Origin of the sequence: Serratia sp. PGPR-27, assembly GCF_022678525.1 — a bacterium.
Lineage (GTDB): Bacteria > Pseudomonadota > Gammaproteobacteria > Enterobacterales > Enterobacteriaceae > Serratia > Serratia nematodiphila.
Genome location: NZ_JALBYS010000008.1, coordinates 111,968 through 132,548 on the forward strand (window position 1 = coordinate 111,968; position 20,581 = coordinate 132,548).

Genomic DNA, 20,581 nt, shown 5'->3' on the forward strand with positions numbered 1-20,581 from the left:
AAAATTATGTTGTTAGTCGATTCTCATTGCCACCTTGACAGTCTGGATTATCAGACGCTGCACCAGAATGTGGACGATGCGCTGGCCAAGGCCAAAGCGCGCGACGTCGGCTATGTGCTGGCGGTCGCCACCACGCTGCCGGGCTACCGCTCCATGACCGAACTGATCGGCCAGCGCGACGATGTGGCCTTCTCCTGCGGGGTGCATCCGCTCAACCTGGAAGAAGGCTATGATTATGCCGAGCTGCGCCGCCTGGCGGCGGCGGAGCAGGTGGTGGCGCTGGGGGAGACCGGGCTCGATTACTTCTACCAGAAGGATAACCTTGAGCTGCAGCAGGACTCTTTCCGCGAGCATATCCGCATCGGCCGGGATCTGAACAAGCCGGTGATCGTCCACACCCGCGACGCGCGCGCGGACACGCTGGCGATCCTGCGTGAAGAGAATGCACAGGACTGCGGCGGCGTGCTGCACTGCTTCACCGAAGATCTGGCCACGGCCGAAGCCTTGCTGGATCTGGGCTTCTACATCTCTTTCTCCGGTATCGTGACCTTCCGTAATGCCGAACAGCTGCGCGAAGTGGCACGTTACGTGCCGCTGGATCGCATTCTGGTGGAAACCGACTCGCCTTACCTGGCACCGGTGCCGCATCGCGGCAAAGAAAACCAACCCGCCTATGTGCGCGATGTGGCTGAATACATGGCGGTATTGAAGGGCGTTAGCCTGGAACAGCTGGCCGAAGCCACCACTGCCAACTTTTCACGCTTATTTCACCTCGATCTGTGATCTTTGACCTAGGCTATAGCTGTAGGTCATTGTCTGCATAATTTTTTTTGAGCTCGTAATTAATCACTGAAACGGGTAAGGTTCCCTCCCGTTTCAGGTTGTTCGGTGCGTGTTTTTTGGTCTGTTTTGCCAAAAAACAGCCGGTTTATGCAAAGTTACCGCGGCTCGATCATCGAAACGTGATTGTCATCAAACATTGCGCAGGCTATTTATTTTACTCTGCGTAATAAATTCAAGGGGTGCTCAGACACCCTGAATTGCAGGGGTTTTTCTCCCCCCCTTGCAGCGCGACGTATCGCGACAAGAAGTAGCAAAGCATTATTACTCAGGAGCACACTCAACTATGTTCAAGAACGCATTTGCAAACCTGCAAAAAGTAGGTAAATCGCTCATGCTGCCGGTGTCCGTGTTGCCTATCGCAGGTATCCTGCTGGGCGTCGGTTCCGCCAACTTTAGCTGGCTACCTGCGGTAGTCTCCCACGTGATGGCGGAAGCGGGCGGTTCGGTCTTCGCCAACATGCCGTTGATTTTCGCTATCGGCGTCGCCTTGGGCTTCACCAACAACGACGGCGTTTCCGCGCTGGCGGCGGTGGTGGCTTATGGCATCATGGTGAAAACCATGGCGGTGGTTGCGCCGCTGGTGCTGCACCTGCCGGCTGAAGAGATTGCGGCCAAACACCTGGCGGATACCGGCGTGCTCGGGGGGATTATCTCCGGCGCCATCGCGGCCTATATGTTCAACCGCTTCTTCCGCATTCAACTGCCGGAATACCTGGGCTTCTTTGCCGGTAAGCGTTTCGTGCCGATCATTTCCGGTCTGGCGGCGATCGTTCTGGGCGTAGTGCTGTCCTTCATCTGGCCGCCGATCGGTACGGCTATCCAGACCTTCTCGCAGTGGGCGGCTTACCAGAACCCGGTCGTGGCCTTCGGCATCTACGGCGTGGTTGAGCGTGCTCTGGTGCCGTTCGGTCTGCACCACATCTGGAACGTACCGTTCCAGATGCAAATCGGTGAATTCACCAACGCGGCGGGTCAGGTGTTCCACGGCGACATCCCTCGTTACATGGCGGGTGACCCAACCGCGGGCAAACTGTCCGGCGGCTTCCTGTTCAAAATGTACGGTCTGCCTGCTGCGGCCATCGCCATCTGGCACTCGGCCAAGCCGGAAAACCGCGCGAAAGTCGGCGGCATCATGATCTCCGCCGCGCTGACCTCGTTCCTGACCGGTATCACCGAGCCGATCGAGTTCTCCTTCATGTTCGTCGCGCCGATCCTGTACGTGATCCACGCTATCCTGGCCGGTCTGGCGTTCCCAATCTGCATCCTGTTGGGCATGCGTGACGGCACCAGCTTCTCGCACGGCCTGATCGACTTTATCGTACTGAGCGGCAACAGCAGCAAAATCTGGCTGTTCCCAATCGTCGGCATCGTCTACGGTCTGGTGTACTACACCATCTTCCGCGTGCTGATCGCCAAGCTGGATCTGAAAACGCCAGGCCGTGAAGACACCGCTGCCGAGCAGTCTGCGCAGGGCGGTTCCGAAATGTCCGCGGCGCTGGTTCAGGCCTTCGGCGGCAAAGAAAACATCACTAACCTGGATGCTTGCATCACCCGTCTGCGCGTCAGCGTGGCCGACGTGTCCAAAGTTGACCAGGCGGGCCTGAAGAAACTGGGCGCAGCCGGCGTAGTCGTCGCTGGCTCTGGCGTGCAGGCCATCTTCGGCACCAAGTCCGACAACCTGAAAACCGATATGGACGAATACATCCGTAATCACTGATTCAGGCAGGGGAGTTACCAAGGGAGGCGAAAGCCTCCCTTTTTTATTGCCTGCTTTCAGGCGCCAAGGCGCTGATTTAGTTCAGCGAGAGAAGGGAGGAACCAGACCTGTTCGCCGCGATTGGCTTCACGCACAAAATCTTGTAGCGCGTTGCTTTGTGCCAGCCAGGGAGTGATATCGCCCAGCAGCGCCACGCGCAGGCGGTAGTTGATGAATTTCTGCAATACGGCGCCGGCAATGCCGCTTCTGAGCTGGAAAAAGGTGGCGTCCAGGCGGTTGACGGGGAGGGCAATCATCCCGGCCTCGTGTTCAAAGGCGGGCGCGATAAACAGGCTGACGTCGTTTTCGTCTTTCAACATCGGCCCGGCCTCGGCGAAAACCACCAAGCGCAGATCATGAATTTGCTGCACGGCGTAGCTCATCGGCGCTCCGGGGCTCAGGGTTTGGCGTGCTGCTGCAGGTAATGCTCGAACACCGCCAGCGTTTCGTCCGAGATATGGTGTTCAATCCCTTCGCTGTCCAGCTCGGCGGTTTCGCTCGGCACCCCGAGGCACATCAGCAGATCGACCACGATGCGGTGGCGGCGGCGCACCTTCTGCGCCAGCTGCTCGCCTTCCTCGGTTAAAAACACCCCGCGATAAGGGCGCGATTCCACCAGCCCAGCGCTTTTTAGCCGCGCGATATTTTTGATCGCCGTCGGGTGAGACACGCCGAAACGGCGCGCGATATCGGTGGTTCTGGCTTCGCGGGTGCTTTGCAGCAAATCGGCGATCAGCTCAACGTAATCTTCGATCAGCGCATTGGACTGCGCTTCGCGGGCGCGGCTAAAACGCAGGGCGTGCTCGGCCTCGTCCGGCATGTCGGTCAGGGCGGAGCGGTCGGCGTTATCTGGCGCGCGGGTAACCATAGCGTGGGGCGTCCTGTAAGCATAAAAATGGCGTCTCCCGGCAATGCGGGGAGTGTTGCCCTAAGTTAGTCCAAATAGCACACATTATCAATTCGATGCCACGCATTGTGGTAGTTAGAAATATCTCTACACAAAGCCCATGAATTTCGCCTGTTGCATAAAGTGTAGCCGATGCTACATTGTCAGCATGACCGGTGGAAAAATAACCAGTAAAAGATTGAGGGTAATTCATGCGTGACGCGGCAACCACCCCATCGTTAACCGAACGGACCAACATCGCGATTGGTGCCGCCCTTGCCGGACGCAAGCGCGGCGCCTTCACGCCGTTGCTGTTCGCCGGCCCGGCGGTGATTGCCTCTATCGCCTATATGGATCCCGGTAATTTCGCCACCAACATTCAGGCCGGGGCGAAATACGGCTACAGCCTGCTGTGGGTGGTGGTGATGGCCAACCTGATCGCCATGCTGTTCCAGGCGCTGTCGGCCAAACTGGGCATCGTCACCAACCGCAATCTGGCGGAGATGTGCCGCGACCAGTTCTCACGGCCGGTGGTGATCGGCATGTGGCTGCTCAGCGAAGTGGCGGCGATGGCCACCGATCTGGCGGAGTTTCTCGGCGGGGCGATCGCGCTGGCGCTGCTGTTCCACATGCCGCTGCTGGCGGGGATGGGGGTGACGGCGGTGATCACTTATGCGCTGTTGATGGTGGAAAAGAAAGGTTTCCGCCCGGTCGAGCTGATGATTGGCGGCCTGGTGGGCATCATCGCGCTGTGCTACCTGGTGGAGATGTTCATCGTGCCGGTGGACTGGCAGGCGGCCGGCCTCGGCATGGTGACGCCGCAGTTGCCGGATGCCCAGGCGCTGACCATCGCCGTCGGCATTATCGGCGCCACCGTGATGCCGCACGCCATTTTCCTGCACTCGGGATTGACTCAGCACCGCAGCCCCGCCAGCGACAACGGCGAGCGGCGCAAGCTGCTGCGTTTTTCCAATATTGAAGTGGTGATCGCGCTGGCGCTTGCCGGGCTGGTGAATATTGCGATGGTGATCATGGCCTCGAGCGCCTTCCACGCCGGTAACAGCGACGTGGCCGAAATCGGCACTGCCTACCATACGCTGACGCCACTGTTCGGCGCGGCGGCGGCCGGCATCTTCCTGGCTTCGCTGATCGCCTCCGGCATTTCCAGCTCGGTGGTGGGCACCATGGCCGGGCAGATGATCATGCAGGGCTTTGTCGGCTTCCGCATCCCGGTGTGGGTGCGCCGCCTGGTGACCATGGTGCCGGCGTTTATCGTGGTGGCGATGGGCGTCAACGCCACCGATGCGCTGGTCTATAGCCAGGTGGTGCTGAGCCTGGCGCTGCCGGCGCCGATGATCGCGCTGGTGATGTTCACCCGCCGCCGCGACATCATGGGCGAGTTCGCCAACGGCCGCTGGACCAGTCTGGCGGCGGTGGTCGGCACGGTGGTGATCGTGCTGCTCAACGTGGTGTTGCTGCTGCAGACTTTCGGCGTCGATATCCCTGGACTGGGGTGATCTTGCGGGCCGCGCGGGGCGCGGCCGCGTCGCTAAATTATAAATTCCCCACGCCGCCGTCCATTTGCAGCTCCGCGCCGACCATAAAGGCCGACTCGTCCGCCGCCAGAAACACCGCCGCTTTGGCCAGCTCCAGCGCGCTGCCCATGCGGCCGATCGGCACCAGCGCGCGGATATCGTCGCGCAAGGCCCGCTCGTCAGCTTCCGCCAACCCCAGTTTACCCAATGCCGGGGTTTCGGTCGGGCCGGGGCTGAGGCCGTTGACACGAATGCCGCGCGCGTGCAGCTCGCCGGAGAGCGTTCTGGCCAGCGATAACAAACCGGCTTTGCTGGCGGCGTAGGCGCTGCTCTGCGGCAGGCCGATATGGGCGCTGACCGAACCGCACAGGATCACCGAAGAAGGGTTGGCCAGCAGCGGCAGCAGCGCCTGGATCAGAAAGAACGGCCCCTTCAGGTTGATGTCCATCAGCCGCTGATAGCTTTGCTCATCCCACTCCTGCAGCGGGCGATGCGTGACGTCGCCGGCGTTAACGTACAGCACGTCCAGCCGCGGCCACCGCTGCTCCAACTGCTGCGCCAGCGCGCGCTGCTGTGGGATGTCGCCGGCGTCGCTCAGCAGCAACAGCGCCTTGCCCGCCAATGCCTGGCCCGCCGCGTCCAGGGCGCGTTGGCTGCGGCCGGTGATCGCAACCAAAGCGCCCTCGGCGATGAACTGGCGAGCGGTTTCCAGCCCGATGCCGCTGGTGCCGCCGGTAATCAATGCGTATTTGCCTTGCAGTCGTGACATAACCGATTCCTCTTTAGCGTCTGTTGCGGCATTATTTGCGCTATAGTTCCTTTTGCATAGTAGGCACCTTTTGGATACTAAAGGACGAGGAGGGATGAAATGACGGCGCAAGCGCCTTTAGCGGCGGAAAATAATTTGGCGGCGTTGCCGACGGCGGGCGAATCCTGTCCGATGGTGGACTTCGTCAATCTGGTGTCGGGCAAATGGGCGATACCGATCTTGTACCGGCTGATCATGATCGACGGCCCGGTGCGATTCAGCGAGCTGCAGCGGGCGGTGGCGCCCATTGCGCAGAAGGAGCTGACGCGCCAGCTGCGGCTGTTCGAACAGCGCGGCCTGGTGACGCGGCAGGTGTTTCCCGAAGTGCCGCCGCGGGTGGAGTATCAGGTCACCGCGCTGGGCAAATCGCTGCGGCCAACGCTGGACTCGCTGGCCGAGTGGATGCGTCGGCATGCGCCGCAGCTGATCGGCGGCTAGTCGCCGATGCCCGGCGGGTTGATGGTTGAACGCTCGACCTTTTCGTCGCCTTCGCCCCAACGTTCCAGCACCTGCGCATATTCGCCGCTGACGATCGCGCCATTGATCGCGGCGTTGACGGCGTTCACCAGCCCGTTGCCTTTTTTGGTGGTGACCGCGACATAGGCCACGTTGGGGCCGATGCCGACCATTTTGGTTTTGCCGGTCAGAGCCGCCTTGTAGGCGCCGGTGGAGTGGGGGCCGAAGAACGCATCGGCGCGCCCGGACTGAATGCTCAGGTTGGTGGCGGCGTCGTCGGTCACGTAGATCGGCTGTACCGGTGGCAGCCCGGCGGCGCGATTTTGCTTATCCCATCCCAGCAGAATGTTTTCCTGATTGGTGCCGGATCCGACGATGATCCGCAGACCGGCGACGTCCTGCGGCCGGTTGATCGCGGTGATGTGGCTGGTGGATTTGACGTAAAAGCCCAGCGTGTCCACTCGGTAAGTGGCGAAGTCGAATTTGGTTTTACGCTGTTTGGTGACGGCGATGTTGAAGATTGCCGCATCGTATTTGCCCGTGCTGATGCCCAGCGGCCAATCTTCCCAGGAGGTGGGCACCAGATTCAGCTCCAGTCCGAGGCTATCGGCCACCAGGCGGGCGATGTCCGGATCGCTGCCGATCAGCGTTTTATTGTCTTCGGCGAACAGCGCCAGCGGCGGGGAGTTCTCGAATGCCACCGCCACCGTCAGCTTGCCTGGCACCGCGAAGTGAAAGTTCGCCGGGATCAGCGCGATAGCGGCGGGATTCTTCTCTGCGTGTATCGGTTGTCGGTTAGCCTGCAGGTCGATACCGCCCGACGGGGCCGCCTGCACGGCGGCGCTCAGCAACAGCGCGCACAGCGCTGAAATTCTCGGTAACATAACGCCCTCTATCCTTTGTTAATCATGGAGTTACTATTGGCGGCGGCGCGGGGCAAGTAAAGCAACAATAGTGAATAACCAAAGTGAAAAGATGCACAAGTGGGGGGCCGGGCTGCGTGAATCTGCAGCACTCGACGTGGAAAGTGCGCAATCAGGTTGAAAGCAGTAGAATTTGTCACTCATACTGCGTACAGCTAATTGTGTAAAACAAGGAACGCCAGATGGCCGAAGAAACGATTTTCAGTAAAATTATCCGCCGCGAAATCCCTGCTGATGTGGTTTACCAGGATGAACTGGTGACCGCTTTCCGTGACATCTCCCCCCAGGCGCCCACCCATGTGCTGATCGTTCCCAACGTGTTGATCCCAACCGTCAACGACGTGACCGTGGAGCACGAAGCTGCGCTGGGCCGCATGATCACCGCCGCGGCGAAAATCGCCGAACAGGAAGGCATCGCCGAGGACGGCTACCGCCTGATCGTCAACTGCAACCGCCACGCCGGTCAGGAGGTCTATCATATTCATATGCACCTGGTCGGTGGCCGCTCGCTGGGGCCGCTGCTGTCACGTTAAGCGAGGAAATCATGCGCGGTAAAAAAACTCTGCGTGGTCTGATGGCGTTGGCGTTGGCGCTGCCCGCCGCGTTGTTGATGGGATGCAGCTCACCGCCCGGCATCGCGGTCAACCAAGGGCAGACGGTGGTGATGGATCCCTCGGTGCTGACCGCCGGTATTCTGGCCGACACGCCCTCTATTTCGAACGCTTCCGGGCGGGTGATGGCAACCTCGGTGCTCAATAACAGTCAGCTGACGCCGGTCACCGTACATTACCGTTTCTATTGGTACGACGCGCAGGGGCTGGATATTCGCCCCTTCGAGAAACCGCGTGAGATCGTGGTGGCGCCCGACTCGGACGCCAAAATCTACTCGATTAACGGCAATCTGGACGCTAAAAGCGCGCGTCTGTATCTGTACCTATAAGCGCTTGCCAGGTTTGGAGAAAAAGCATGAAAAAGCACGTCTTAGTGGCGCTGGCCGCATTAACCCTGAGCGGCTGTCTGTCGCGCCCGCCTGAGCCGGAACAACCGTTGCCGCCGGTCACCGTCGAGCCGGATCAGCCGACGCCGCCGATCGAGCAGCCGCAGCCGCCAACTACCGAGCCGGTGCCGCAGCCGCCGAAAATCCAGCAGCTCGACTGGCTGGGCAGCGTTCAACCGCTGGTGGGGCAGATGTTGAAGGCCGATGGCGTCACGGCCGGCAGCGTGCTGCTGTTGGACAGCGTCAAGAACAACACCAACGGCTCGCTGCAGATGGGCAAAGCCACCGCGGCACTGTACAAGGCGTTGGCGTCGAACTCCACTTTCAGCGTGGTGCCGGAAGCGAAGCTGACCAGCGCCAGACAAACGCTGGGCCTGTCGGCGGATGACAGCTTCGGCTCGCGCAGTAAGGCGATTGGCCTGGCGCGCATCGTCGGCGCGCAGTACGTGCTGTACAGCGATGTCAGCGGCGACGTGAAGTCACCGGCGCTGGATATGCAGCTGATGCTGGTGCAAACCGGCGAGATCGTCTGGTCGGGCAATGGCGCCGTTAAACGCTGAGGCCGCGCTGCGACGATTGATGGAAACCAGACTGCCGGCGGTGAATACCGCCGGTTGTCATTTCAGCCCGGTGCAGGGGCTGACCGGCGAGAGCTGGCGCATCGACGGTTCGGGCGTCACGCTGCTGGCGCGGCAACATAGCGCGGAGAAACGCGCGCTGGGCGTGAGCAGGCGGCGGGAGGCGCAGGTCCTGCGTCGCTGTGCGCCGGGGCTGGGGCCACGGGTTTTCGCACAAAATAATCAGTGGCTTATCCTCGAATGGCTTGAAGGTGACGTCGTCACAAATTCCGAATTTGACGCGCTGAATCAGCGCGGCGAGCTGGCGGCGATGGTGGCGACGCTGCATCGGCGGCCGCTCAGCGGTTACCGGCTGGATCTGCGGCGGCAATTCCTCCGCTACTGGCAGCAGCTGGATACGCGGCGTTTAACCCCCGCCTGGCTGCGCCTGCAGCGTCATTTTTTACGCAGCGCCTTGCCACGGCCGCTGCGCCTGGCGCCGCTGCACATGGATATCCATCCGGGCAATCTGCTCACCACCGGCGAAGAGCTGCGGCTGATCGACTGGGAGTATGCCGCCGACGGCGACATAGCGCTGGATATCGCCGCGCTGTTTCGCAGCAACGGCTGGTCGGCCGAACAGCAGCAGCGCTTTTTGCAGCACTACGCGCATCAGGGCTATCGCGACGTCACCCGGTTGCAGGCGCAGGTGCGCCGTTGGCTGCCGTGGGTGGATTATCTGATGCTGCTGTGGTTTGAAGTGCGCTGGCAGCAGAGCGGCGACGTTGAATTTTTGCGCTGGGGCGCTGCGGTGCGCCGGCGATTCTGTTTATCATCATCCGAATTCTGAACGAACAAAATGAAGTGAGGTGCCCGTGGGCCCAGTAATGCTAGATGTCGCCGGCTACGAGCTGGATGCAGAAGAACGCGAGATTTTGAAACACCCGCTGGTTGGCGGATTGATCCTGTTTACCCGTAACTTCCACGATGCGGAGCAACTGCGTGAGCTGGTGCGCCAGATCCGCGCCGCCTCGCACGATCGGCTGGTGGTGGCGGTAGACCAAGAGGGCGGGCGCGTGCAGCGCTTCCGCGAGGGTTTCACCCGTTTGCCGGCGGCGCAGTCGTTCGCCGCGTTGCACGATGCGCAGGAAGGCGGCCGTCTGGCGCAGGAGGCCGGCTGGCTGATGGCGGCGGAGATGATCGCGCAGGATATCGACATCAGCTTCGCGCCGGTGCTGGACATCGGCCACGGCAGCGCGGCGATCGGCGAGCGTTCGTTCCACAGCGATCCGCCGCAGGCGCTGGCGATGGCGGAGCGCTTTATCCTCGGCATGCACAGCGCCGGCATGAAAACCACCGGCAAACACTTCCCGGGGCACGGCGCCGTCAGCGCCGATTCGCACAAGGAAACCCCGCGCGATCCGCGGCCGCTAGCGCAGATCCGCGAGCACGACATGGCGATCTTCCGCGAGCTGATCAACCGCCAGCTGCTGGACGCCGTCATGCCGGCCCACGTCATCTATACTGAAGCGGATCCGCGTCCGGCCAGCGGCTCGCCTTACTGGCTGCAGCAGATCCTGCGTCAGGAGCTGGGCTTCGACGGCGTGATCTTCTCCGACGATCTGTCGATGGAAGGCGCCGCCATCATGGGGAGCTACGCCGAGCGCGGCCAGGCGGCGCTGGATGCCGGATGCGACATGATCCTGGTGTGCAACAACCGCGCCGGTGCGGTCAGCGTGTTGGATAACCTGTCCCCGGTCAAAGCAGAGAAGGTGAAGCGGTTATATCATCGCGGTCAGTTCACCCGTCAGGAACTGCGTGACTCCGAGCGCTGGCAGCAGGCGCACAAGGCGCTCAGCGCGTTGAGCGAGCGTTGGGAGGAGCACAAGCAGCGTTCGCAAGGGTGAATCCAGGTGCCGCATCGCGGCGCAGAGCGGAAATGATGAGGGCCGCGCCCGCGGCCCTTGGCTTGTTGCGAGGATCCACATGATTATCTATTTGCACGGCTTCGATTCCACCAGTCCCGGCAATCATGAAAAGGTATTACAGCTGCAGTTTATCGATCCGGACGTGCGCTTTATCAGCTACAGCACGCTGCATCCGCGTCACGACATGCAGCATCTGTTGAAGGAGGTGGACAAGGCGGTGCAGCAGGGCGGCGATGCGCACCCGTTGATCTGCGGGGTTGGCCTCGGCGGCTTCTGGGCGGAGCGCATCGGCTTCCTGTGCGGCATTCGCCAGGCGATGTTCAATCCCAACCTGTACCCGGAAGAGCACATGCACGGCAAGATAGACCGGCCGGAAGAGTATCGCGATATCGCCACCAAGTGCGTGGAGGATTTCCGCGAGAAAAACCGCGATCGCTGTCTGGTGGTGCTGTCGCGCCACGACGAGGTGCTGGATAACCGGCGCAGCGCCGAATTGCTGCATCACTACTACGAGATCGTGTGGGATGAACAGCAGACGCACAAGTTCAAAAACATCTCTCCGCATCTGCAGCGGCTCAAGGCGTTCAAGGCGCTGGGTTAACAGTTTCATAACGCTGCCGCGAGCCGCGCGCCCCGTTTTTCACCGGCGGAAAGTGCGGCTTTTTTGTACGTCAAAGCAAGATTCTGTGTGGCAATCGGCAAAATTTAAAACTGTGACTCAGCGCTAACTATTTGAATCACAATCCCCAAAAAATCCCCGCGTCCAGCCTTTAACCAAAAAAATTTGATGTACGTCAATTTTGGTATGACCAAATAACCTCACATGCTATTCTGGCTGCAGAGAGCCGATTTATTTTAAGCGAACCCTATGTATTCTAAGGATATTATTTATTTACCCTGGGATAACAAATGGTTCACATTTAGGGGGTTATTTTGACAACGCCAAAGAAGAAAATCGTTATTGTTGGCGGCGGCGCCGGTGGTTTGGAGCTGGCGACCAGCCTGGGCCATAAACTTGGCCGCAAGAACAAAGCCGAGATCACGTTGGTGGATCGCAACCACAGCCATTTGTGGAAACCGCTGTTGCACGAAGTGGCGACCGGTTCCCTCGATGACGGCGTAGATGCGCTCAGCTACCTGGCGCACGCGCGCAATCACCATTTCAGCTTCCAGCTGGGGTCGTTGACCAACATCAACCGTGAGACGCAAACGCTGCAGCTGGCGCAGATCTGCGACGAGCAGGGCGGCGAGCTGGTGCCGGCGCGCGAATTGCCGTACGACATTCTGGTGATGGCGTTGGGCAGCACCTCGAACGATTTCGGTACGCCAGGCGTGAAAGAGCACTGCATCTTCCTGGATAACCCCCATCAGGCACGTCGTTTCCACAACGAAATGCTCAACCTGTTCCTGAAGTTCTCGGCGCAGCCGGGGCAAAAAGAGCGGGTCAACATCGCTATCGTCGGCGGCGGCGCCACCGGCGTTGAACTGTCCGCCGAACTGCATAACGCGGTGAAGCAGTTGCACAGCTACGGCTTTGAAGGCCTGGACAACAGCGCGCTCAACGTGACGCTGGTGGAAGCCGGCGAGCGCATCCTGCCGGCGCTGCCGCCGCGTATTTCCGCCGCCGCGCACCAGGAGCTGATCAAACTGGGCGTGCGCGTGCTGACCAACACCATGGTGACCAGCGCCGATGCCAAAGGCCTGAACACCAAGGGCGGCGAGTTCATCGACGCCGATCTGATGGTGTGGGCGGCCGGCATCAAGGCGCCGGACTTTATGAAGGACATCGGCGGCCTGGAAACCAACCGCATCAACCAGCTGGTGGTGGAGCCGACGCTGCAGACCACGCGCGATCCGAACATCTTCGCCATCGGCGACTGCGCTTCCTGTCCGAAAGAGGGCGGCGGTTTCGTGCCGCCGCGCGCACAGTCGGCGCACCAGATGGCTTCGCGTTGCGCCACCAATATTCTGGCGTTGATGAACGGCCAGACGCTGAAGCCTTACGTGTATAAAGATCACGGCTCGCTGGTGTCGCTGTCGCGCTTCAGCACCGTCGGCAGCCTGATGGGCAACCTGATGCGCGGTTCGATGATGGTGGAAGGGCGCATCGCGCGCTTCGTCTACATCTCGCTGTACCGCATGCATCAGGTCGCGTTGCATGGCTACATCAAAACCGGCCTGATGATGCTGGTGGGCGGCATTAACCGGGTGATCCGTCCGCGTCTGAAGATGCACTGATCCCGCCTTTGTCGACCAACCCGCGCCGGTTCGCCCGCGCGGGTTTTTTTATGGCGGCGCGAGGCGATCGGCGGCGGTTGCTTGATTCTTCAGCATAAGCTGTCGCCGATATGGGTAAAATTCTTAAGATTCCTCCTAAACAACGGGAAAACGGCCGTTTTCCCGCATTTTTGGTCCCCTTGTCTTATTGCGGGCCTTCAGATCATTGTGCAGACTTTACCTCGTTTACAGACGGCGCGTCGCGCACGCCGTAAACCGGGATACCGCCAGCCGCCCATGCGCAAAATAATAAGCGCGGTGCCAGCCGGTAACAGACCCCGGAAAAAATGCGTGGTAACACTTTCAGGAGGTTTCCTGTGAACAAGTCAATGTTAGCCGGTGTTGGAATTGGTATCGCTGCCGCTCTGGGGATTGCCGCGGTAGCCAGCCTGGACGTCTTTTCTGCCGGTCCGCAATATGCGCAGGTGCTCGCCGCCACACCGATTAAAGAAACCATCAAAACGCCGCGTCAGGAATGCCGCAACGTCACCGTCACGCACCGTGCACCGGTGCAGGATGAAAACCGCATCGCCGGCTCTGTGCTGGGCGCAGTGGCGGGCGGCGTGATTGGCCACCAGTTCGGCGGCGGTCGCGGGCGCGACGTGGCGACCGTGGTGGGCGCGCTGGGCGGCGGCTACGCCGGTAACCAGGTGCAAGGGGCGATGCAGAACAACGACGTCACCACCAGCGTTCAGCAGCGTTGCAAAACGGTCTACGACAAGTCCCAGAAAATGCTGGGCTATGACGTGACCTACAAGATCGGCAATCAGCAGGGCAAGATCCGCATGGATCACGATCCGGGCACGCAAATTCCGTTGGACAAAAACGGCCAGCTGGTGCTGAACAGAGCCTGATCGCCACATTCGAATTAAACCCGCGGGCAGTGTTAGTTCTGATCGTTTAACCCGGTTAAGCGAGCGGCGTTAACATTGACGCGGGTTTCTGTTTTCTGCCTGCCCAAAAGTTTGCGATCGTTCTAATGTCTGCGTGCGATATCGCTGGGCGAAACTTCAAAAAAGCCCCTGCGTTTGTTATATTATTGTGCAATTAAGCGGTGTTATCGGCGCCAATCGCCACACCGGCCAAACCCGAGTATTTCGTCTCGCAGAGATAACGACATGTTAGATTTTCGCTTTCCGACAGCGTTGCAAATGGTCCTTAGCGTCGCCGTAGCTGAGAAGCAGGGCATGCGTTCGACGAGCGCCACCCTCGCCGCCGCTCTGGAAGCCAACCCCAGCTTTATCCGCAAACTGATGGTGCCGCTGACCAAAGACGGCATCATCGTTTCCACCCTGGGCCGAAACGGCTCTATCCACCTTGGCCGCCCGGCGGAAGAGATCACCCTGCGGGACATCTATCTGGCGGTAATCGACGACAAGCGCATCTGGGCTTCCCGCCCTGAAGTGCCGGCTCGTTGCCTGGTGAGCGCCAACGCCTGCTGGTATTTCAAATCGGTGGTGAACGAGGCCGAGCAGGCTTCGCTCGCGGTGCTGGCGCGCCACACCGTGGCCGACTCGCTGGTCGAGCTGGAGCGGGGCGACAAGCGCGCCTGCGCGGAATACGCCGCCGCGCAAGAGGCTGAAGCCGCCGGTAAATAATGCCGGATGGAGCGCATAAAAAAGGTCGGGCATTGCCCGACCTTTTTGCATTTCAGGATGATGATTACGCCGTCTGCGGCTGCGCTTTGCGCGCCACCAGGCGCCGCAAGGTGACGTAGAACACCGGCGTCAGGAACAGCCCGAACAGGGTGACCCCCAGCATGCCGGAGAACACCGTGATGCCGGTGACGCCGCGCACTTCGGCGCCGGCGCCATGGCCAAGGATCAGCGGGATGGTGCCGGCGATGAAGGCGATGGAGGTCATCACGATCGGCCGCAGCCGCAGGCGGCAGGCCTCCAGCGCCGCTTCGACGATGCCTTTACCCTGCATTTCCAGTTCGCGGGCGAACTCGACGATCAGAATGGCGTTTTTGCAGGCCAGCCCCATCAGGACGACCAGCCCGACCTGAACGAACACGTTGTTGTCGCCGCCGGTCAGCCACACGCCGAACAGCGCCGACAGCATGGTCATCGGCACGATCAGGATCACCGCCAGCGGCAGCGTCCAGCTTTCGTACAGCGCCGCCAGCGCGAGGAACGCCAGCAGCACCGCCACCGGGAACACCACCAGCGCGGCGTTACCCTGGGTCGATTGCTGGTAACTCAGATCTGTCCACTGGATGTTCATGCCGTTCGGCAACAGCTTGCCGGCCATCTGCGTCAGCTCGCCCATCGCCTGGGTAGAGGAGAGCACGCGCGGATCGGCGTCGCCGATCAGATCCGCTGCCGGGAAACCGTTGTAACGGATCACCGGATCCGGGCCGTAGGTGGTGCCGATGCTGACCATACTGCCGATCGGCACCATTTCGCCCTTATCGTTGCGGGTGCGCAGGTTGGCGATGTCTTCCACGCTGTCGCGGAATTGGCCGTCGGCCTGCGCCATCACCTTCCAGGTGCGGCCGTAACGGTTGAAGTCGTTAATGTAAGACGAACCGAGGTAGGTCTGCAGCGTGCTGAACAGCGCGTTGAGCGGCACCCCCTGCGCCTTGGCCTTGTCGCGATCGATTTTGGCGTCCAGCTGCGGCACGTTGGCCTGATAGGAGGAGATCGGGAACCCCATGCCCGGCGTTTGCATAATGGCGCCGGACATCGTGTTGATCGCGGTCTGCAGCGCGCCGTAACCCAGCCCTGCGCGATCTTGCACGTACAGCGAATAGCCGGAACCCTGGCCGATGCCGAGGATCGGCGGCGGCATGATCGAGAAGGCGAAGCCTTCCTGGATCTGCGAAATGCGCGCGTTGATCTCGGCGTTGATCTGCGCTGCGGTGCGGGTACGGGTGCTCAACGACTCCAGCGCGAAGAACACCGTGCCGGTATTCGGCGTATTGGTGAACTGCAGCGCGTTCAGGCCGGGGAAGGCCACCGCATCGGTGACGCCGTCCACGCTCAGGCCGATGGCGCTCATCTTGCGGATCACCGCATCGGTGCGTTCCAGCGAGGCGCCTTCCGGCATCTTCACGCCGCCAATCAGATACAGCTTGTCCTGCGTCGGGATAAACCCGCCGGGCACGGTCTTGAACATCACGCCGGCGGCGGCCAGCAGCAGCAGGTAGACGACGAACACTGCGCCGCGCCGGCCCAGCACGCGGGAGACGCCCTGTTGGTAGCGTTGCGAACCGCTGGCGAAGAAGCGGTTGAACGGCCGGAACAGCCAGCCGAACAGCCGGTCGATCAGGCGCGACGGCAGGTCTTTCGGCGCGCCGTGCGGCTTCAGCAAGCGCGCCGCCAGCGCCGGTGACAGGGTCAGCGAGTTGATGGCGGAGATCACCGTCGAGATGGCGATGGTGACGGCGAACTGCTTGTAGAACTGGCCGGTGACGCCGGAAAGGAACGCCATCGGCACGAACACCGCGCACAGCACCACGGCGATGGCGATGATCGGGCCGGAGACCTCGCGCATCGCCTGGTGCGCCGCCGCCAGCGGCGACAGCCCCTCTTCGATATTACGCTCGACGTTTTCCACCACCACGATGGCGTCATCCACCACGATGCCGATCGCCAGCACCAGCCCGAACAGGCTGAGGGTGTTGAGCGAGAAGCCCAGCAGATACAGCGCGGCGAAGGTGCCGACCACGGAGATCGGCACCGCCAGCAGCGGAATGATCGAGGCGCGCCAGGTCTGCAGGAACAGAATGACCACCAGCACCACCAGGATCACCGCTTCCAGCAGGGTATCTACCACCGCGCGGATCGAGTCGCGCACGAATACCGTCGGGTCGTATGGCGACTTCCAGCTCATGCCGTCCGGGAAGCGGGTCGCCAGCTCGGCCATCTTGCCGCGCACCGCGTCCGACAGCTCGATGGCGTTGGCGCCCGGCGACTGGAAGATGCCGATGCCGACCGCATCCTTGTTATTGAGCTGGGCGCGCAGCGCGTAGCTGCCGGAGCCCATTTCGATGCGCGCCACGTCGCGCAGCCGCACGATCTCGCCGTTATCACCGCTCTTGAGAATGATGTTGCCGAACTCTTCTTCGGTTTGCAGGCGCCCCTGGGCGTTGATCGACAGCAGATAGTCGCTGCGCGTCGGCATCGGCTCCGCGCCGAGCTGGCCGGCGGAGACCTGCACGTTCTGCTCCTGCATGGCGCTCACCACGTCGGAGGCGGTCAGACCGCGCGCGGCGACCTTGTTCGGATCGAGCCAGATGCGCATCGCGTATTCGCCGGCGCCAAAGATCTGCACCTGGCCGACGCCCGGCAGACGGGCCAGCTCATCCTTGACCTTCAGGGTGGCGTAGTTGCGCAGGTACAGCGAGTCGTACTTGCCGGAAGGCGATACCAGATGCACCACCAGCGTCAGCGCCGGAGACTGTTTCTGGGTGGTGATGCCCTGGCGGCGCACGTCTTCCGGCAGGCGCGCTTCGGCCTGCGCCACGCGGTTTTGCACCTGCACCTGCGCCTGATCGGGATCGGTGCCCGGGCGGAAGGTGACGGTGGTCACCAGTACGCCGTCGGAACCGGCGACCGATTTCATGTACATCATGTTTTCGACGCCGTTGATCGCTTCTTCCAGCGGCGTGGCCACCGTTTCAGCGATCTCTTTCGGGTTGGCGCCCGGGTATTCTGCACGCACCTGCACGCTGGGCGGCACCACGTCCGGGTACTCGCTGATCGGCAGCAGCGGGATGGCTATCACCCCGGCGACAAAAATCAGTATCGACAGCACCGCGGCGAAGATCGGCCGGTCGATGAAAAAGCGGGAAAAGTCCATGGGTCAGAAGTCTCTGCTGGGAGCTTAGTTAAGCGTGGAGGCGATAGGGTTCATGGCGACGGCTTTCGCGTCGACCGGCATGCCCGGCATAAACACTTTCTGCATGCCGTCGACGATCACCCGATCGCCGTTTGCCAACCCTTTCTGCACGATGCGCAATCCTTCGGCCATGCGGCCCACGTCAATGTCGCGGCGCTGCGCCTTGCCGTCTTTATCGACGATGTAAACGAACTTGCGGTTCTGGTCGGTCATCACCGCTTTGTCGTCGATCAGCATGGCGTTGAACTCGGCGCTGCCGGGCATCTGTACCCGGGCGAACAGCCCCGGCGTGAAGCGGCGATCGCGGTTGTCGAGCAGGGCGCGCATGCGGATGGTGCCGGTCCCGGCGTTCAGTTGGTTATCGGTGAAGTCCACCAGCCCCTGATGCGGAGTGCCGTCTTCGCCTACCAGGCCGACTTTCACCGGCAGGCGGGCATCGTGCCGGCCTTGCTGCTGATAGCGCAGGAAGGTGGCTTCATCCACGTCGAAATAGACGTAGACCTTGTCGAGCGACACCAGCGTCGTCAGCACGCTGGCGCTGTCGCCGGCGGTGACCAGGTTGCCGGCGGTGATCATCGCGCGGCTGGCGCGCCCGTCAATCGGCGCGGTAACGCGGGTAAAGTCGAGATTCAGCTGCGCCATATCGAGCTGGGCCTGCGCCGCCAGCACGTTGCTTTGCGCCTGCGCGGCGGATGACCGGCGCTGCTCCCATACTTCCTGAGAGATGGCCTGAGTGCCGATCAGTTTCTCGGTGCGCGAGGATTCGCTGCGCGCCAGGGCGGCCTGGTTGCGCGCCCGCACCAGCTCTGCCTGCGCCTGTTCGCGCGCGGCGCGGTAGGTGCGATCGTCGATAGTGAACAGCACCTGGCCTTTCTTCACCTCGTCGCCTTCGGTGTAGTTGACCCGCTCGATGTAGCCGGAAACCCGCGGGCGCAGTTGCACGCTTTGCACCGCTTCGACCCGGCCGTTGAAGGCATCCCACTGGCTGATCGGCTTGACCACTACGCTGGCGGCGCTGACCACCGGCGGCGGTGGCGGGGCGTTGTGCGCGACGCTGTTGTCGCACCCGGCGAGCAGGGCGGCCAGCAGCGCCACCCCGGAGAGCCGCTGACCCAGAGCGACGGCGCGCGTGCGGCCGCCGGCGTTGAACGATGAGTTTGGTTGATTTGCCATTATTTTTATTCCGATAAGTAAGCGCGGTCAGGCCCCATACCCGGCCCTGTTCTCCGGGATTCACCCCCGCGCCGGCGTGCGGTGAGGGGGCGGCTGCGCCGTGCAGCGGCGCAACGTTAGGTTTTGAAACACATTGGTGTCACATTAATGTATCAATATCGGTTACATTAATTGGGTGGAGTATAGTGGCGGCTTTCCAATAAATGCAATAATAAAAATTGCATTTAAAGCGAAACTGTTGCAACGTATGTGCATCGGGCAGAGGGTGACCCTGCCGAATGATGGGAGCATCTGCATGAACACTACGGGTTTTATTACCGATTTGAAGGCGTGGATCGACAACAATCTGGAAGAGAAACTGGATATCAACACCGTGGCGGATCGCGCGGGCTATTCCAAATGGCATCTGCAGCGCATGTTCAAACGCCAGACCGGCTACGCGCTGGGGGAGTATATCCGCATGCAAAAACTGAAAGTGTCGGCGGAGCGCCTGGCCAACAGCGGCGAGCCTATCGTCAGCGTGGCGATCTCGCTCGGCTTCGACTCACAGCAGTCGTTCAACCGCAGCTTCAAACGCCAATTCGGCCAAACGCCGGGCGACTGGCGCCGCGCGCTGGCGCAGCCGGCATCAATGGGGCGCACGCACCACTGAGCGGTTGGGGGGGATAAAAAAAGCCTGAATTTGCGTTCGGGCTTTTTTGTATGGCGGTGAGGGAGGGATAGATTCGCTGCGCTCACCCTGCGGGCCGCCGTTGGCGGTCCAAAACGCGGGCGTTTTGTCGAACCCTATCGAGGGTTCTCACCCTCCCGGTCGGTGCGCTATGCATGCAAAAAAGCCTGAACTTTCGCTCAGGCTTTCTCGTTAGAATATGGCGGTGAGGGAGGGATTGATTCGCTGCGCTCACCCTGCGGGCCGCCGTTGGCGGTCCAAAACGCAGGCGTTTTGTCGAACCCTGTCGAGGGTTCTCACCCTCCCGAACGGTGCGCTATGCATACAAAAAAGCCTGAACTTTCGCTCAGGCTTTCTCGTTAGAATATGGCGGTGAGGGAGGGATAGATTCGCTGCGCTCACCCTGCGGGCCGCCATTGGCGGTCCAAAACGCAGGCGTTTTGTCGAACCCTGTCGAGGGTTCTCACCCTCCCGGTCGGTGCGTTATGCATACAAAAAAGCCTGAACGTGAGCTCAGGCTTCTTCGTAGAATATGGCGGTGAGGGAGGGATTCGAACCCTCGATACACTTTCGCGTATACACACTTTCCAGGCGTGCTCCTTCAGCCACTCGGACACCTCACCATATTTTTTTGTTGCGAAATCATCGCTGCAACGGGGCGCTACTATAGGGAGTGGGGCCGATCCGGTCAAGAATAATTTCTGTGTTTTTGTTCGTCCGCTCAAGCCGTGTTCACTTTGCTGGAAACTGCGGCGAACGACAGGGCAGAAGTCATGAAAAGGTGGGAAAATTAGAAGTAAGGTTCGTGGATAACCGGTGGAAATGGGAATTACGGGCGCGGGCTGTGGGCTTGATTCGCTGCGCTCACCCTACGGGCCGCCGTTGGCGGTCCAAAACGCAGGCGTTTTGTCGAACCCTGTCGAGGCT

At 61.0% G+C, this 20,581-nt stretch carries 20 protein-coding genes, 1 tRNA gene and 3 other RNA genes; 14 read left to right on the forward strand and 10 right to left on the reverse strand.

The window, feature by feature from the left end:
• Positions 1-6: 6 nt before the first annotated feature.
• Together MMS95_RS06915 and ptsG are read left to right on the forward strand one after the other, a co-directional pair.
• The gene (locus MMS95_RS06915; protein WP_015377457.1) at positions 7-783 is read left to right on the forward strand and encodes a metal-dependent hydrolase; all 777 of its coding nucleotides are present in this window, start codon (positions 7-9) and stop codon (positions 781-783) included.
• A gap of 343 nt (positions 784-1,126) precedes the next feature.
• Entirely contained in the window at positions 1,127-2,560 is a 1,434-nt protein-coding gene (ptsG, locus tag MMS95_RS06920) for a PTS glucose transporter subunit IIBC (RefSeq protein ID WP_015377458.1), read from the forward strand.
• 56 nt (positions 2,561-2,616) lie between these two features.
• On the opposite strand, the gene MMS95_RS06925 is transcribed toward ptsG, so the two are convergent.
• Both MMS95_RS06925 and mntR read right to left on the reverse strand, forming a co-directional pair.
• Positions 2,617-2,982 carry a DUF4180 domain-containing protein gene (locus MMS95_RS06925; protein ID WP_242141508.1) on the reverse strand — a complete coding sequence of 122 codons (366 nt, stop codon included), beginning with the start codon at positions 2,980-2,982 and terminating at the stop codon, positions 2,617-2,619.
• A 14-nt stretch (positions 2,983-2,996) separates the two neighbouring features.
• Positions 2,997-3,467, reverse strand: a complete 471-nt coding sequence (gene mntR, locus MMS95_RS06930) for a manganese-binding transcriptional regulator MntR (protein ID WP_015377460.1) — start codon at positions 3,465-3,467, stop codon at positions 2,997-2,999.
• 230 nt (positions 3,468-3,697) lie between these two features.
• On the opposite strand from mntR, the gene MMS95_RS06935 reads away from it, so the two are divergent.
• Positions 3,698-5,002 carry an Nramp family divalent metal transporter gene (locus tag MMS95_RS06935; RefSeq protein ID WP_004928764.1) on the forward strand — a complete coding sequence of 435 codons (1,305 nt, stop codon included), beginning with the start codon at positions 3,698-3,700 and terminating at the stop codon, positions 5,000-5,002.
• Between the two features lie 37 nt (positions 5,003-5,039).
• On the opposite strand, the gene MMS95_RS06940 is transcribed toward MMS95_RS06935, so the two are convergent.
• Positions 5,040-5,789: an SDR family oxidoreductase gene (locus MMS95_RS06940; protein ID WP_242141509.1), complete on the reverse strand. Its 750-nt coding sequence runs from the start codon at positions 5,787-5,789 to the stop codon at positions 5,040-5,042.
• 99 nt (positions 5,790-5,888) lie between these two features.
• On the opposite strand from MMS95_RS06940, the gene MMS95_RS06945 reads away from it, so the two are divergent.
• Positions 5,889-6,266, forward strand: a complete 378-nt coding sequence (locus tag MMS95_RS06945; protein ID WP_085336347.1) for a helix-turn-helix domain-containing protein — start codon at positions 5,889-5,891, stop codon at positions 6,264-6,266.
• Here the strand turns inward: MMS95_RS06945 and MMS95_RS06950 are convergent.
• Positions 6,263-7,168, reverse strand: a complete 906-nt coding sequence (locus tag MMS95_RS06950; RefSeq protein ID WP_049277620.1) for a transporter substrate-binding domain-containing protein — start codon at positions 7,166-7,168, stop codon at positions 6,263-6,265. The two genes, MMS95_RS06945 and MMS95_RS06950, sit on opposite strands and share 4 nt — an antisense overlap.
• Before the next feature lie 221 nt (positions 7,169-7,389).
• Between MMS95_RS06950 and hinT the strand changes: the two genes are divergently transcribed.
• The 9 genes from hinT (at position 7,390) to MMS95_RS06995 (ending at position 14,564) form a co-directional block, all read left to right on the forward strand.
• Positions 7,390-7,740 carry a purine nucleoside phosphoramidase gene (gene hinT / locus MMS95_RS06955; RefSeq protein WP_004928776.1) on the forward strand — a complete coding sequence of 117 codons (351 nt, stop codon included), beginning with the start codon at positions 7,390-7,392 and terminating at the stop codon, positions 7,738-7,740.
• 11 nt (positions 7,741-7,751) lie between these two features.
• Positions 7,752-8,147: a YcfL family protein gene (locus tag MMS95_RS06960; RefSeq protein ID WP_004928779.1), complete on the forward strand. Its 396-nt coding sequence runs from the start codon at positions 7,752-7,754 to the stop codon at positions 8,145-8,147.
• A 26-nt stretch (positions 8,148-8,173) separates the two neighbouring features.
• Positions 8,174-8,764: a penicillin-binding protein activator LpoB gene (gene lpoB / locus MMS95_RS06965; RefSeq protein WP_156865495.1), complete on the forward strand. Its 591-nt coding sequence runs from the start codon at positions 8,174-8,176 to the stop codon at positions 8,762-8,764.
• Positions 8,745-9,611 (forward strand): thiamine kinase, encoded by an 867-nt coding sequence (gene thiK / locus MMS95_RS06970; RefSeq protein WP_242141510.1) that lies wholly within the window; start codon positions 8,745-8,747, stop codon positions 9,609-9,611. Before lpoB ends, thiK begins: the two co-directional genes overlap by 20 nt.
• 37 nt (positions 9,612-9,648) lie before the next feature.
• A complete protein-coding gene (gene nagZ, locus MMS95_RS06975) occupies positions 9,649-10,668 on the forward strand; it encodes a beta-N-acetylhexosaminidase (RefSeq protein WP_021504926.1) in 1,020 nt (339 codons plus the stop codon).
• A 79-nt stretch (positions 10,669-10,747) separates the two neighbouring features.
• Positions 10,748-11,290 (forward strand): alpha/beta hydrolase YcfP, encoded by a 543-nt coding sequence (ycfP, locus tag MMS95_RS06980; RefSeq protein WP_015377468.1) that lies wholly within the window; start codon positions 10,748-10,750, stop codon positions 11,288-11,290.
• Positions 11,291-11,622: 332 nt separating this feature from the next.
• Entirely contained in the window at positions 11,623-12,927 is a 1,305-nt protein-coding gene (locus tag MMS95_RS06985; RefSeq protein WP_004928794.1) for an NAD(P)/FAD-dependent oxidoreductase, read from the forward strand.
• A 356-nt stretch (positions 12,928-13,283) separates the two neighbouring features.
• Entirely contained in the window at positions 13,284-13,820 is a 537-nt protein-coding gene (locus MMS95_RS06990) for a glycine zipper 2TM domain-containing protein (RefSeq protein ID WP_004928798.1), read from the forward strand.
• 264 nt (positions 13,821-14,084) lie between these two features.
• On the forward strand, positions 14,085-14,564 hold the full coding sequence (locus tag MMS95_RS06995; protein ID WP_156865497.1) for an Rrf2 family transcriptional regulator: 480 nt from the start codon (positions 14,085-14,087) through the stop codon (positions 14,562-14,564).
• A gap of 64 nt (positions 14,565-14,628) precedes the next feature.
• Here MMS95_RS06995 and sdeB read toward each other — a convergent pair whose 3' ends face one another.
• Together sdeB and sdeA are read right to left on the reverse strand one after the other, a co-directional pair.
• On the reverse strand, positions 14,629-17,772 hold the full coding sequence (gene sdeB / locus MMS95_RS07000; protein WP_156865498.1) for a multidrug efflux RND transporter permease subunit SdeB: 3,144 nt from the start codon (positions 17,770-17,772) through the stop codon (positions 14,629-14,631).
• 24 nt (positions 17,773-17,796) lie between these two features.
• A complete protein-coding gene (sdeA, locus tag MMS95_RS07005) occupies positions 17,797-18,984 on the reverse strand; it encodes a multidrug efflux RND transporter periplasmic adaptor subunit SdeA (protein ID WP_044031464.1) in 1,188 nt (395 codons plus the stop codon).
• 295 nt (positions 18,985-19,279) lie between these two features.
• Here sdeA and MMS95_RS07010 point away from each other — a divergent pair, with 295 nt between their 5' ends.
• A complete protein-coding gene (locus MMS95_RS07010; RefSeq protein WP_004928813.1) occupies positions 19,280-19,636 on the forward strand; it encodes a helix-turn-helix domain-containing protein in 357 nt (118 codons plus the stop codon).
• Positions 19,637-19,687: 51 nt separating this feature from the next.
• On the opposite strand, the gene MMS95_RS07015 is transcribed toward MMS95_RS07010, so the two are convergent.
• From MMS95_RS07015 to MMS95_RS07030, 4 genes are all read right to left on the reverse strand, one after another.
• Positions 19,688-19,807: non-coding RNA, RtT sRNA (locus MMS95_RS07015), on the reverse strand.
• Between the two features lie 47 nt (positions 19,808-19,854).
• A non-coding RNA gene (locus MMS95_RS07020) (RtT sRNA) lies at positions 19,855-19,974 on the reverse strand.
• A 47-nt stretch (positions 19,975-20,021) separates the two neighbouring features.
• Positions 20,022-20,141: non-coding RNA, RtT sRNA (locus MMS95_RS07025), on the reverse strand.
• A gap of 46 nt (positions 20,142-20,187) precedes the next feature.
• Positions 20,188-20,277 (reverse strand) — tRNA-Ser (locus tag MMS95_RS07030).
• Between the last annotated feature and the right edge of the window lie 304 nt (positions 20,278-20,581).

Excerpts from the sequence above, each read along its gene's own strand:
- sdeB (WP_156865498.1), bottom strand. The coding sequence starts at position 17,772 with ATGGACTTTTCCCGCTTTTTCATCGACCGGCCGATCTTCGCCGCGGTG.
- lpoB (WP_156865495.1), top strand. The coding sequence starts at position 8,174 with ATGAAAAAGCACGTCTTAGTGGCGCTGGCCGCATTAACCCTGAGCGGC.
- MMS95_RS06960 (WP_004928779.1), top strand. The coding sequence starts at position 7,752 with ATGCGCGGTAAAAAAACTCTGCGTGGTCTGATGGCGTTGGCGTTGGCG.
- MMS95_RS06995 (WP_156865497.1), top strand. The coding sequence starts at position 14,085 with ATGTTAGATTTTCGCTTTCCGACAGCGTTGCAAATGGTCCTTAGCGTC.
- MMS95_RS06925 (WP_242141508.1), bottom strand. The coding sequence starts at position 2,982 with ATGAGCTACGCCGTGCAGCAAATTCATGATCTGCGCTTGGTGGTTTTC.
- MMS95_RS06935 (WP_004928764.1), top strand. The coding sequence starts at position 3,698 with ATGCGTGACGCGGCAACCACCCCATCGTTAACCGAACGGACCAACATC.
- nagZ (WP_021504926.1), top strand. The coding sequence starts at position 9,649 with ATGCTAGATGTCGCCGGCTACGAGCTGGATGCAGAAGAACGCGAGATT.
- hinT (WP_004928776.1), top strand. The coding sequence starts at position 7,390 with ATGGCCGAAGAAACGATTTTCAGTAAAATTATCCGCCGCGAAATCCCT.
- mntR (WP_015377460.1), bottom strand. The coding sequence starts at position 3,467 with ATGGTTACCCGCGCGCCAGATAACGCCGACCGCTCCGCCCTGACCGAC.
- ycfP (WP_015377468.1), top strand. The coding sequence starts at position 10,748 with ATGATTATCTATTTGCACGGCTTCGATTCCACCAGTCCCGGCAATCAT.
- MMS95_RS06940 (WP_242141509.1), bottom strand. The coding sequence starts at position 5,789 with ATGTCACGACTGCAAGGCAAATACGCATTGATTACCGGCGGCACCAGC.
- MMS95_RS06950 (WP_049277620.1), bottom strand. The coding sequence starts at position 7,168 with ATGTTACCGAGAATTTCAGCGCTGTGCGCGCTGTTGCTGAGCGCCGCC.
- MMS95_RS07010 (WP_004928813.1), top strand. The coding sequence starts at position 19,280 with ATGAACACTACGGGTTTTATTACCGATTTGAAGGCGTGGATCGACAAC.
- MMS95_RS06915 (WP_015377457.1), top strand. The coding sequence starts at position 7 with ATGTTGTTAGTCGATTCTCATTGCCACCTTGACAGTCTGGATTATCAG.
- sdeA (WP_044031464.1), bottom strand. The coding sequence starts at position 18,984 with ATGGCAAATCAACCAAACTCATCGTTCAACGCCGGCGGCCGCACGCGC.
- ptsG (WP_015377458.1), top strand. The coding sequence starts at position 1,127 with ATGTTCAAGAACGCATTTGCAAACCTGCAAAAAGTAGGTAAATCGCTC.
- thiK (WP_242141510.1), top strand. The coding sequence starts at position 8,745 with ATGGCGCCGTTAAACGCTGAGGCCGCGCTGCGACGATTGATGGAAACC.
- MMS95_RS06945 (WP_085336347.1), top strand. The coding sequence starts at position 5,889 with ATGACGGCGCAAGCGCCTTTAGCGGCGGAAAATAATTTGGCGGCGTTG.